Raw genomic sequence first — 11,572 nt, forward strand, 5'->3', positions numbered from 1 at the left:
TATGAAATCCACATTCCCCTTCCGGGCCGTAGCCGCCGCCCTGGCGCTTACCGGGACTGCCGGGCTGGTATCTTCCTGCAAAGATTTCCTGGATGTAGAGCCGGTGGCCCTCAACACCACGGCCTACGTGTTCAGCACCGTGGCCGGCGCCACCACCGCCGTTATCGGGGCCTACGACCCGCTTTCCGGCGACAACGGCTACGGCCAGCGCATCAGCCTGTACTACTCCGTGGATACCGACGAGATGATTGGCTCGCCGGGCGCCCCCGACGGGCAGCGCCGCAGCATTGCCCGCTACAAGGCGCTTTCTACCAACACTGAAATTACCAACCCCTGGAACCAGCTCTACCAGGGCGTGGAGCGCGCCAACATCTGCATTCAGCAGATTCCGCAGATGGCGCTCTACACCAGCGGCTCGGCCGCCGACACGGCCGCCCTGCACCGCCTGCACGGCGAGGCCCTGACCCTGCGGGCGCAGTATTACTTTGAGCTGATCCGGAACTGGGGCGACGTGCCGGCCCAGTTTACGCCCTCGGTATCGGGCCAGGACTTTAACCTGCCCAACGCCGACCGCAACGCAACCCTGACCCGCCTGATTGCCGACCTGGCCCAGGCCCAGAAGCTGGTGCCCTGGCGCTCGGCCGCCGGCACGGCCAACGAGCGGATTACCAAAGGCGCCGTGAAGGCCCTGCGCGCCCGCCTGGCCCTGTACCGGGGCGGCTACTCCCTGAAAGGTACCCAAATGGTACGCCCCTCCGACTACCTGGAATATTACCGCATTGCCCGCCAGGAGTGCGCCGAGCTGATGGCCAAGCCTACCGAGCACCGGCTGAACCCCAGCTTCCAGGAAGTATTTAAGAGCATTAACGAGCAGCGTGCCGAAGCCGCCAACGAAATTCTGTTCCAGGTAGGGGCCGGCGGCTCCAACGCCGTATCCGACAGCAAGCTGGGTTACTACAATGGCCCCCGTCTGCAGAACGCATCCAGCGCCTACGGCTCTACGCAAGGCGCCATGGTCATTGCGCCCACCTACTTCTACGCCTTCGACTCTACTGACACCCGCCTGCCCGTCACCATTGCCCCCTACGGCATGGCCAGCACCAGCACCTTCTTCTCGGGCGTGGCCCTGAACGTGGTAGCCGACGGCAAGTTCCGCCGCGACTGGCACATTCCGCTCGTGACGGGCTCCAGCAACTACCTGGGCTACAACTGGCCCCTGATTCGCTTCTCGGATGTAGTGCTGATGTTTGCCGAGGCCGAAAACGAGCTGAACGGTCCCACCCAGGCTGCCCGCGAGGCCCTGCTACAGGTGCGTACCCGCGCCTTCGGCAACGCCGCCAAGGCCGCGGTTGGCCTGAGCCTGAACTCCAAGGAAAGCTTCTTTACCGCGCTGGTGAATGAGCGCTACCTCGAGTTTGGGGGCGAAGGCATCCGCAAGTACGACCTGATCCGCTGGAACCTGTTTGCTACCCGCCTGAACGAGGTAAAGGCCGACATCGAGAAGCTGGCCCGAGCCCAGGCGCCCTACCAGAACGTGCCGCAGTATATGTACTTCCGCACGCCCGCCGCCGGCCCCGTGCAGTGGACCCGCTCGTTCTACCGGCCTTCGCCCAGCAACACTACCGCTCCCAGCGGCACCGTGCGCGTAAACTGGCGCCAGGCCCTTGACGCGGCCTACCTCGCCAACCTGCGCCCGGCGGGTACTTCCTACACCCTGGGCACCACCACGGCCTCCAGCACCGGCGCGGGCCTGGCCGCCGAGTACGTGCCCGGCCAAGGCAAAGAGCTGCTCCCCATTCCGCAGAGCACCCTGGCCTCTGACCCCGCCCTGGTTCAGAACTCGGGGTATTAAGTGAAGAGGTGAAGGGGGTGAGAAGGTGAATCGTGACAGGTAACAGGTGACAGGTGACGAGGTGAATGGTGACAGGTAACAGAAAGGAATCTGGCGTGCTGACGTCTGATTACCGCAGCAACCTCAGCCCGCGAGATGCTTGCCTACGGCGACCTTCGGTTCGGCTGCGCCTCTGCATGACAAACGATTCACCCCTCCCTTTCCACCCTTTACCTGTCACCTGTCACGATTCACCTCCTCACCCCATCACCTCATCACCTCATCACCCAAATGAATAACCCTACCTGGCTTACCGTGGGCGAAGGCGTGCAGCGCCGGATTCTGGCTTACGGGCCCGAGCTGATGCTGGTGAAAGTGGCCTTTGAAACCGGCGGCATCGGGGCGCGGCACCACCACGTGCACTCCCAGATTACCTACGTGGAAAGCGGGGTGTTTCGGTGTACGGTGGGGGAGCAGGAGCAAGTGCTGCGGGCCGGCGACACATTCTACGCCGCCCCCCACGTGTGGCACGGCGTGGAGTGCCTGGAAGCGAGTGTGCTGCTCGATTCATTCAGCCCCATGCGGGAAGATTTTGTGTAAACGCGGCGGCTGACGCTTTGCTTATGAAACGACTACTGAGTTACCTGTTCCTGCTGGTGGGGGTTGGGGAAATGGGAATCTTATCGGCCCAAGCCCAGCAGGTAACGGTGTCGGCGGATGGTTCGGGGCAGTTCCGGACCATCCAGGCCGCCATTAACAGCCTGCCCAACGAGGCCGCCAAGCCGCGCACGGTGTACATCAAGAATGGCACCTACCGCGAGAAGGTCTTCCTCGATGGCAAGCAGAACATCATCCTCAAGGGCCAGAGCGAGAAGGGCGTCGTCCTGACCTCGGCTCAGGCCCGCGACGCCTGGCGCTGCGACCCGGCAGCGGGCCAGGACGACTGGGGCGTGGCGACGCTAAACCTGCGCAACTCGCCCGACATCACTCTGGAAAACCTCACCGTCATCAATAGCTACGGGTTTGACGCCACGGGGGAGGTAGTAATCGACTGCCCCACGGAGCCCAGCGGCAAGAAAACCATCAGCAAAACCGGCCACCAAATGGCCCTGCGCACCATGCCCGGCACCACCCGCCTGGTAGTGAAGCACTGCACCTTTCGCGCCCTGGGCGGCGACACCGTCAGCCCCTGGGATGTGGATGCGGGTTTGTACTACTTCAAGGATTGCACCCTGGAAGGTGGGGTAGATTTCTACTGCCCCCGGGGCTGGGCCTACGCCGAAAACTGCCGATTTATCTGCCACAACCCGAACGCGGCCATCTGGCACGACGGCTCCAGCGACGAGGACTCGAAAACGGTGCTCCGAAACTGCTCCTTCGAGGGGGATGCTGGCTTCAAGCTGGGCCGCTTCCACCGCGAGGCCCAGTTCTACTTGGTGAACTGCACGTTCAGCGAGAACATGGCCGATGCGGACATCTACTGGGCTCAGTCGGGGCCCGGGGCCAAGCAATGGGGCCGCCGCGTGTACTACCACAACAACCACCGCAAAGGCGGCGACTACGCTTGGTTCAGCAACAACCTGAGCTCGGCCAAAAACGCCCCAAAACCGCGCAAGATTAACGCCGACTGGACCTTCGGGGGGCGCTGGTACCCGAAGTCAGGCAAGCCAGCCACGGTACCGCTGAAGCCCTCCAACCTCGGCGGACCCGACAAGTACTCAACTGCGCCGAAGCCCGAAGCCACGGCCATAGCCTCCACCGCCAACCCTACCCCCGCGCTAGCCCCCAAGGTCGATTCGGTAGCGGAGCGCATGCTGCTGTATCAGCGCACGGTGGGCGGCTGGCCCAAGATGGTGAACAACATCAAGGTGAAATACGACCACCCGCTGACGGTGGCCGAGGAAGCTGCCACCCGCGACGACGCCGGCCGCAACGACGCCACCATCGACAACGAGGCTACCACCCGCGAGATTCGCTACCTCGCCGGCGCCTACAAAGCCACCGGCAACGCGACTTACAAAGCGGCCGCCGAGAAAGGTATCTGCTACCTGCTTCGGATGCAGCAGCGCACCGGCGGCTTCCCGCAGTACTACCCCGATTCCAGCAGCTACCGCCACTACATCACCTACAACGACAACGCCATGGTGCGGGCCCTGCAAGTGCTCCGCGACGTGAGCCGCCGCACCAACGGCCTGGAAGTAGTAGATGCCAGCCTGGTAGTCCCCGCCACCCAGGCCGTAGCCCGCGGCATTGCCTGCATCCTCAAAACCCAGTACGTGCAGCGCGGCAAGCTTACGGCCTGGTGTGCCCAGCACGACGAGAAAACCTTTCAGCCGGTAAAAGCCCGCGCCTTCGAGCTGCCCTCCCTGAGCGGAATGGAAACCGTGTACATCGTGCAGTTTCTGATGGACACCGAAAACCCTACCCCCGCCATCAGGAAAAGCGTGGCGGCGGCCGTGGCCTGGCTGGATGCGGTGAAAATCACGGGCTACACCATCAAAGACCAGCCCGACCCCAAACAGCCGAAAGGTTTTGACCGGGTGATTCTGCCCGAAGCCGGCTCCACCATCTGGGCCCGTTTCTACGACCTCCAGACCAACCAGCCCATTTACGTGGGCCGCGACTCCCAGCCCCGGCCGAAGCTGTCGGACATCGAATACGAGCGCCGCACCGGCTACGCCTACGCCGGCGTGTGGCCCGCCAAGCTGCTTAGCCGCGACTACCCCCGCTGGCAGCAAAAATGGAACAGCACCACCCCGTCCACCCCGGGGAGCAAACAATAAAACGGTTTTATCATGCCGCAACTATCCAAACAACTGGTTTCGCAGGCACCCGCGGCTGCTGGGGCGCTGCCCCCGTCCGCCCTGCTGGAACTCCCCGAGAAAGTCCTCCAATTTGGTACCGGCGTGCTGCTGCGCGGTCTGCCCGACTACCTCATCGATAAAGCCAACCGCCAGGGCATCTTCAACGGCCGCATTGTGGTGGTGAAGAGCACCGACGGCGGCGACATCGACGCCTTCACCCGTCAGGATGGTCTCTACACCCTCGGCATTCGGGGTATTGAAGACGGCCGCGAGGTGTCGGAAAACGTGGTGTGCTCGGCCATCAGCCGGGTGCTGTCGGCCAAAAGCCAGTGGGCCGACATTGTGGCCTGCGCCGCCAACCCGGAGCTGACGGTGGTTATTTCCAACACCACCGAGGTAGGGATTCAGCTCGTGTCCGACGACATCAGCCAGAGCCCGCCCCAGTCGTTTCCCGGCAAGCTGCTGGCCTTCCTGCTGGCCCGCTACCAGGCCTTCAACGGGGCCAAAGACAAGGGCCTCGTGATTGTGCCCACCGAGCTGATTCCCGACAACGGCACCAAGCTCGAAGCCATTCTGCTGGAGCAGGCCCACCGCAACAACCTCGACGCCGAGTTCATCGATTGGCTGGAAACCGCCAACCAAGTGTGCAACTCCCTGGTGGACCGTATTGTGCCCGGCCGGCCGGATGCCGCCACGCAAGCAGCGCTGGAAGCCGAGCTGGGCTACGAGGACGAGCTGCTGACCATGTCGGAGGTGTACACGCTCTGGGCCATTGAGGGCGACGCGCGGGTAAAGGAAGTCCTGAGCTTCGAGCGGGCCGACGCGGGCGTTATCGTGCAGCCCGACATCAACCTGTTCCGGGAGCTGAAGCTGCGCCTGCTCAACGGCACCCACACCCTGAGTTGCGGCCTGGCCTTCCTGGCCGGCTTCCCTACCGTGCGCGAGGCCATGGACGATGCCAATGTAGCCGGCTTCATCCACAACCTGATGCTGGCCGATCTGCTGCCCGGCATTCCTTATCAAGTGGATGAGAAGCTGGGCCAGCGCTTCGGCATGCAGGTGCTCGACCGGTTCCGCAACCCCTCCATTGAGCACAAATGGCTGTCGATTTCGATGAACTACACGGCCAAAATGCAGATGCGCAACGTGCCCACCCTGCTGCACTACTACCAGAAGCTGCGCGCCGTGCCGCATTACATGGCCCTGGGCTTTGCCGCCTACCTGCTCTTCATGCGGGCAACCCGGCAGGAGGGAGGCAAGTGCTACGGTGAGCTGGAAGGCCAGCCCTATGAAATTCAGGACGAAAAAGCCGGCTACTTCCTGGACCTCTGGGCCCGCCTGGAGCCGGCCGAGCTCGTCCGGACCGTGCTGCACAACCAGGCCCTCTGGGGCCACGACCTCTCGGCTCTGCCCGGCTTCCCGGAGTGCGTCACGCGCTACCTCGAGAAGCTGCTCGAACACGGCGCCCGCGCCACCGTGGCTCATGCCCTGAACCGCAGCGTGGAGCAAAACGTGGCCGTGTAAACTCATCTGCTTTTCCGGCAGTTGTACGGCCAGCAATACCACTTTAGAACACACTCCAATGAAACATTTGGTAGCCAAAATTCACCCCGACGATAACGTGCTCGTTGCCCTCACGGACCTGCCCATGGGCACGCCTGTCACCTGGGACGGCACCACCGTCACGACTACCGATAAGGTACCGGCCAAGCACAAGCTGGCCCTGCAGTTCCTGGCCCCCGGCGACCCAGTGCACATGTACGGGGTGCTGGTGGGCACGGCCCGCGAAGCCATTGGGGTAGGCGGCCTGCTGACCACCAGCAACATCAAGCACGCCACCGATAGCTACGACGAGCATCACCAGCGCCGCCAGGACTGGCAGGCTCCGGACGTAACCAAGTGGCAGGAGCGCACCTTCATGGGTTTTCACCGCCCCGATGGCCAAGTAGGCACGGCCAACTACTGGTTGGTGATTCCGCTGGTGTTCTGCGAGAATCGCAACATTCAAGTGCTGGAAGAAGCCCTGGTGAATGACCTCGGCTACGCCCGCCGCAAAAGCTACCAACCCCAGACCCAGGAGCTGATTTCGCTGCTGCAAGCTGGTAAGTCGGTAGAGGAAATTTTGGCGACAGATCTGCACTCGGCGGAAAATGGCCACCAGAAGCCCAAGCTGTTCCCCAACGTGGATGGCATCCGGTTTCTGAGCCATGAGGGCGGCTGCGGTGGTATCCGCCAGGACGCCCAGACTTTGTGCGGACTGCTCGCCGGCTACATCACCCACCCCAACGTAGCCGGCGCTACCGTGCTGAGCCTGGGTTGCCAGAACGCCCAGGTAAGCATGCTCCAGGACGAAATCAACAAGCGCAGCCCTAATTTCCAGAAGCCGCTTTATATCTTGGAGCAGCAGAAGATTGGGACCGAGGAAGCACTGGTAAGCACGGCCCTGCGCCAGACGTTTGCCGGCCTGATGATGGCTAACCAGGTAACGCGCCAGCCGGCCCCGCTCAGCAAGCTGTGCATTGGGCTGGAATGCGGCGGCTCCGATGGTTTCTCGGGCATCTCGGCTAACCCGGCCGTGGGTCACGTTTCCGATCTGCTGGTGGCCTTGGGCGGCTCGGTGATTCTGGCGGAGTTCCCGGAGCTGTGCGGGGTAGAGCAGGAACTGGTGGACCGCTCCGTGGACACCGCCACCGCTGAGCGCTTTAGCTCCCTGATGAAAGCTTACGGCGACTCGGCTGTGGCCGTGGGCTCCGGCTTCGACATGAACCCCTCACCCGGCAACATCCGCGACGGGCTGATTACTGACGCCATGAAATCGGCCGGCGCGGCCCGCAAGGGCGGTTCCTCGCCAGTAGTGGCCGTACTCGACTACCCCGAGCTGGTGACGAAACCCGGCCTGAACCTGCTCTGTACCCCCGGCAACGATGTGGAATCGACGACGGCGGAAGTAGGCTCGGGTGCTACCGTGGTGCTGTTTACTACCGGCCTGGGCACGCCCACCGGCAACCCCATTGCCCCGGTGGTAAAGATTTCCAGCAACACGGCCCTGGCCCGGCGCATGCCCGACATCATAGACCTGAACACCGGCACCGTCATTGATGGCGAAGAAACCATTGAGCAAGCCGGCGAGCGTATCCTCGACTACGTGATTCGCGTGGCCAGTGGGGAAGAGGTATCTGCTGTGCGCCACGGCCAAACTGATTTCATTCCCTGGAAGCGCGGCGTTTCGCTGTAAGCTAGACCGTAGGATGGAACCTCATAACCCAGAACGTCATGCTGAGCTTGTCGAAGCATCTCTACCGCTTCGTTGCAGTTGCATTGATTAGTCAGAGGTAGAGATGCTTCGACAAGCTCAGCATGACGTTCAAAAAACCAAGCTTTTTAGCAGTAAAGCCATCTAGCCTACTCCTTGCCGACCGGCAACGTTTGCGTAGAAAAACTTGCCTGGTGCCGCCGAAAACGGCCTGTTCTGGTGCCAGTCCGAATACCTTTACCTATCCCGCCACCCACTTTTCTGCGGGTACCGCCCACTTCATTCGAGTTGACTATGAAGCCATTTCTCAACGACGATTTTCTGCTGCAAACGGCCACGGCCAGCACGCTCTACCACGAGTATGCCAAGCAGATGCCCATCATCGACTACCACAACCACCTGCTGCCCGACCAGATTTCGGAGGACAAGCAGTTCGATACCATTACCCAGGTGTGGCTTTACGGCGACCATTATAAGTGGCGCGCCATGCGGGCCAACGGCATCCCGGAGCGCTACATCACCGGCGACGCTTCCGACTGGGAGAAGTTTGAGAAATGGGCCGAAACGGTGCCTCAGACCGTGCGCAACCCGCTCTACCACTGGACCCACCTGGAGCTGCAGCGCTACTTCGGCATTACGGAGCTGCTGAATAAAGACAGCGCCCGCCGCATCTTCGACCAGTGCAACAAGAAGCTGCAGACGCCCGAGTATTCGGTGCGCAACCTGCTGCGCCGCATGAACGTGGAAACCCTCTGCACCACCGACGACCCGGCCGACTCCCTGGAGCACCACCGCGCCATTCGGGAAAGCGGCTTCGAGGTGCAGGTGCTACCTACTTTCCGCCCCGACAAGGCCATGGCCCCGGAAGACGCGGCCGCCTACAATGCCTACCTCGACAAGCTGGGCCAATCGGCGGCCGTGGACATTAAGACCTACCGTGACCTGGAAACGGCCTTGCGTCTGCGCCACGATTACTTCGCCGCCCTGGGCTGCCGCTTGTCGGACCACGGCCTGGAGCAGATCTACGCCGCTGACTACACCGACGCCGAAATCAGCGCCATCTTCGCTAAGGTGCGGGGAGGGGAGACGCTAGGGGAGCAGGAAATCCTGAAATTCAAGTCGGCCATGCTGGTGCTGCTGGCCGAAATGGACTGGGAGAAAGGCTGGACCCAGCAGTTCCACCTGGGTGCCTTGCGCAACAACAACTCCCGCATGCTGCGTGAGCTAGGTCCTGACACCGGCTGGGACTCCATCGGCGACTTCTCGCAGGGCCGTGCCCTTTCCAGCTTCCTTAACCGCCTCGACTCTCAGGACAAGCTGGCCAAAACCATCATCTACAACCTGAACCCCGCCGACAACGAGCTGATTGCTACCATGATTGGCAACTTCAACGATGGCTCGGTGGCCGGTAAAGTGCAGTTCGGCTCGGGCTGGTGGTTCCTGGACCAAAAGGACGGCATGGAAAAGCAAATCAATGCCCTGAGCAACATGGGCCTGCTGAGCCGCTTCGTGGGTATGCTCACCGATTCACGCTCCTTCCTTTCCTACCCACGCCACGAGTACTTCCGTCGTGTGCTCTGCAACCTCTTCGGCAACGATGTAGAAAACGGCGAGCTACCGGCGGATATGGACCTGCTAGGCGGCATTGTTCAGAACATCTGCTACGGCAATGCCAAGGAGTATTTCGGCTTTGCCTCAGTAGCCCAGCCGATTGAAACGGCAGTAGTCTAACGCTATAAGCTAGAGCTAGAAAACTAGCTTCCCTCCTCAGATGAGGAGGGGTTGGGGGTGGTTGACTTGTAGTTGAACATCCCTTTTAGAAGTTAGCTCTAGCATCGTTCCTACCCCATCAACCACCCCCAACCCCTCCTCATCTGAGGAGGGGAGCTAGTATAGCTTCTCACTTCTCTTGTCCATGAAGCAAGTTGTCACCTTTGGTGAAATCATGATGCGGTTGTCGCCGCCGTTGAATTACCGGTTGTCGCAGGCCAGCTCGCTGGAAATTACCTACGGCGGCGGCGATGCCAACGTGGCGGCGGCTCTGGCTTACCTAGGCGTGCCAGCGGCTCACGCGGGTTGCTTTCCCGATAACGCCGTAGGGCGGGCCGCGGCTCAGCAGTTTCAGCACCACGGCGTGGACATGAGCCATTGCGTGTTCCAGGGCCAGCGCCTGGGCCTGTACTTCCTGGAAGTAGGCGCTTCCTTGCGGGCCAGCCGCATTGTGTACGACCGGTACGATTCGGCTTTTGCCAACCTGCAACCGGAGTGGTTTGACTGGGACGAGATTTTCAGCAACGCCCAGCTTTTCCACTGGACGGGCATCACGCCCGCCATATCGGCTTCGGCGGCCCAGGCTACGAAGGAGGCCATTGCGGCCGCCCGGCGGCTGGGCCTCACCGTGTCGGCCGACGTGAACTACCGCCGCAACCTGTGGAAGTACGGGCAGCGCGCCCAGGATGTAATGCCTGACCTGGTGGCCGGCTGCGACCTGGTAGTATGCACCGAAGGCGACGCCGAAGACCTGTTTGGCATTAAGGCCGAAGCTGGGGCTGAGAACAGCTTTGTGTCGATGAGCCAACAGCTGATCCGGCGCTTCCCCCAGATTCAGCAGGTAATTGCTACCCGCCGCGAAACTCAAAGCGCCTCCCACGAGCGGATCAAGGGCATTGCCTTCAGCGGAGGGCAGTACCACGAAACCGAGTTCTTCGACATCAACCCGGTAGTCGACCGCATTGGCGGGGGCGACTCCTTCATTTCAGGCTTCATCTACGGGCAGCTTACGTACCCCACCCTGCAGGAAGCTCTAACGTTTGCCACGGCCGCGTCTGCCCTTAAGCACACTATTCACGGCGACATCAACCTGGTGACGGCCGCTGAAGTGGAGCACATTGTGGCCGGCAATACGTCGGGCCGCCTGCTCCGGTAATTCCCTTGAATCTTTCCTACCCTTGGCTTCTGGCTGAGGGGTAGTGAACCAGCCTTCCTTCCATGTCCCGATTCTCCTCTGCCACTGCCCTGGAAACCGTATTGCGCTACCCCATAGTGCCGGTGTTCTACCACGCCGACGCAGCGTATACCAAGCACATTCTGCAGGCCTGCTACGCTGGCGGGTTGCGCGTATTTGAGTTCACCAACCGTGGAGCCAACGCCTTTGATGTGTTCCAGGAGCTGGTGCCCTTCGTGCAGCAGAATTGCCCGGACATGCTACTCGGTATTGGCACGATTTACACCGCTGCCGATGCGGAGCGCTTCATTCAGGCCGGTGCCGATTTTGTGGTGCAGCCCTGCCTCACGGCGGAAGTAGCCGAGGTTTGCCGCCAGCACAACACGCCCTGGCTGCCCGGCACCATGACCATTTCGGAGGTGTACCAGGCTACCCAGCTCGGCGCGGCCATCGTCAAAATCTTCCCCGGCAACGTGCTTGGGCCAGGCTTCATCAAAAGCCTGCGCGGACCCATGCCCACGGTGCCTTTGATGGTAACCGGAGGGGTAGAGCCTACCGAAGACAGCCTGCGCGAATGGTTTACGGCCGGCGTGAACGTAGTGGGCATGGGCTCCCAGCTCTTCAAAAACGCCGACGATACCGAGGCCCTGAGCCGGCAGATTGCCGGGCTGCTGACCGTTGTAGACTCCCTGAAAAAGTAAGGCTCCCAGGCCTAGCTTTCGCCTTCCGTACTGCTGCCT

Annotated in this window: 8 protein-coding genes; all 8 read left to right on the forward strand. The window is 61.7% G+C overall.

What is annotated here, in order from left to right:
* Window position 1: 1 nt before the first annotated feature.
* The 8 genes from GGU46_RS08595 to GGU46_RS08635 all read left to right on the forward strand — a co-directional run bounded on the left by GGU46_RS08595 (window position 2) and on the right by GGU46_RS08635 (window position 11,533).
* Window positions 2-1,852: a RagB/SusD family nutrient uptake outer membrane protein gene (locus GGU46_RS08595; protein WP_183403122.1), complete on the forward strand. Its 1,851-nt coding sequence runs from the start codon at window positions 2-4 to the stop codon at window positions 1,850-1,852.
* Window positions 1,853-2,122: 270 nt separating this feature from the next.
* The gene (locus GGU46_RS08600; RefSeq protein WP_183403123.1) at window positions 2,123-2,431 is read left to right on the forward strand and encodes a cupin domain-containing protein; all 309 of its coding nucleotides are present in this window, start codon (window positions 2,123-2,125) and stop codon (window positions 2,429-2,431) included.
* A gap of 23 nt (window positions 2,432-2,454) precedes the next feature.
* Window positions 2,455-4,614: a pectate lyase gene (gene pelA / locus GGU46_RS22090; protein ID WP_246398837.1), complete on the forward strand. Its 2,160-nt coding sequence runs from the start codon at window positions 2,455-2,457 to the stop codon at window positions 4,612-4,614.
* A 12-nt stretch (window positions 4,615-4,626) separates the two neighbouring features.
* Window positions 4,627-6,159, forward strand: coding sequence for a tagaturonate reductase (locus GGU46_RS08615; RefSeq protein ID WP_183403124.1), 1,533 nt, complete (start codon window positions 4,627-4,629; stop codon window positions 6,157-6,159).
* A 58-nt stretch (window positions 6,160-6,217) separates the two neighbouring features.
* Window positions 6,218-7,870, forward strand: coding sequence for a UxaA family hydrolase (locus GGU46_RS08620; RefSeq protein WP_183403125.1), 1,653 nt, complete (start codon window positions 6,218-6,220; stop codon window positions 7,868-7,870).
* Between the two features lie 312 nt (window positions 7,871-8,182).
* Window positions 8,183-9,619, forward strand: a complete 1,437-nt coding sequence (uxaC, locus tag GGU46_RS08625) for a glucuronate isomerase (protein WP_183403126.1) — start codon at window positions 8,183-8,185, stop codon at window positions 9,617-9,619.
* Window positions 9,620-9,803: 184 nt separating this feature from the next.
* Complete coding sequence (locus tag GGU46_RS08630; protein ID WP_183403127.1) at window positions 9,804-10,814, forward strand: sugar kinase; 1,011 nt, start codon at window positions 9,804-9,806, stop codon at window positions 10,812-10,814.
* 62 nt (window positions 10,815-10,876) lie between these two features.
* On the forward strand, window positions 10,877-11,533 hold the full coding sequence (locus GGU46_RS08635; protein WP_183403128.1) for a beta/alpha barrel domain-containing protein: 657 nt from the start codon (window positions 10,877-10,879) through the stop codon (window positions 11,531-11,533).
* Window positions 11,534-11,572: the final 39 nt, after the last annotated feature.

It is taken from the genome of Hymenobacter latericoloratus, from assembly GCF_014199535.1.
Lineage (GTDB): Bacteria > Bacteroidota > Bacteroidia > Cytophagales > Hymenobacteraceae > Hymenobacter > Hymenobacter latericoloratus.